This window comes from Chryseobacterium populi, assembly GCF_000282115.1.
Lineage (GTDB): Bacteria > Bacteroidota > Bacteroidia > Flavobacteriales > Weeksellaceae > Chryseobacterium > Chryseobacterium populi.
Genome location: NZ_AKJY01000086.1, coordinates 1 through 1,031 on the forward strand (window position 1 = coordinate 1; position 1,031 = coordinate 1,031).

The window sequence follows — 1,031 nt, forward strand, 5'->3', positions numbered from 1 at the left end:
TAACGTGAGTTCGATATAAGAAATTATACATTACTATAGAAAAAAGCGGAAAAATTAGTATATTTAAGGTATTGAAATTCAAATATTTAACTAAAATTACCGCTATGATTTCTGACGATAAAATTACGACTATTTATTTCATTGTTGATGAGTTTTTCAAAGAATTTAACCAAGTTTTGAAAGATTATGCTTTGCAAGACCAGAAAAATAAGAAAAGAAACCGAAAATCAGCCCTTTCCGAAAGTGAAGTAATGACTATAATGATTTTATTTCATTATGGAGCTTTCAAAAATCTGAAACATTTTTATCAGGGTTATGTCCAAAGACATATGAAAGATAAATTTCCTTTTACCGTTTCCTACAATCGTTTTGTAGAATTACAAAAGAAGGTAAATGTTCCGATGGCTGTTTTCCTAAAAATGATGTGTCTGGGAAAATGTACAGGTATTTCCTTCATAGATTCGACACCAATCAGAGCGTGTCATATAAAAAGAGAAAAACAGCATAAAACTTTCAAAAACATAGCACAAAAAGGGCAATGTTCTCTGGGATGGTTTTATGGATTTAAGCTTCATTTGATTATCAATGATAAGGGTGAGATTTTAGATTTTATTCTGACAACGGGTAATGTAGACGACCGGGAACCGCTGAAAAGTATGGATTTGCACAAATGGATTTTCGGAAAACTCTTTGGAGACAAAGGCTACATCGGAAAAGATTTGTTTGAACAACTCTTTATCGACGGAGTCCATTTAATCACGAAAATAAAGAAAAACATGAAGAACTCCCTGATGTTGCTTCAGGATAAAATAATGCTTCGTAAAAGAGCTTTGATTGAGTCTGTCAACGATGAACTTAAGAATATTTGCCAGATAGAACATACCAGACACAGAAGCTTTGATAACTTCGTACTCAATATTCTTTCCGCTTTAGTGGCTTACTCTTTTTTCGATAAAAAACCATCTATTAATACTTGGTCTGACATCATTGATCAAGATAGATTAATTGCGGCTTAAATCGAACTCACGTTA

At 32.4% G+C, this 1,031-nt stretch carries 1 protein-coding gene; it reads left to right on the forward strand.

Annotated elements, in window-relative coordinates; translation table 11 throughout:
- Nucleotides 1–104: 104 nt before the first annotated feature.
- Complete coding sequence (locus PMI13_RS17020; RefSeq protein ID WP_007846023.1) at nucleotides 105–1,016, forward strand: IS982 family transposase; 912 nt, start codon at nucleotides 105–107, stop codon at nucleotides 1,014–1,016.
- Nucleotides 1,017–1,031 lie beyond the last annotated feature (15 nt).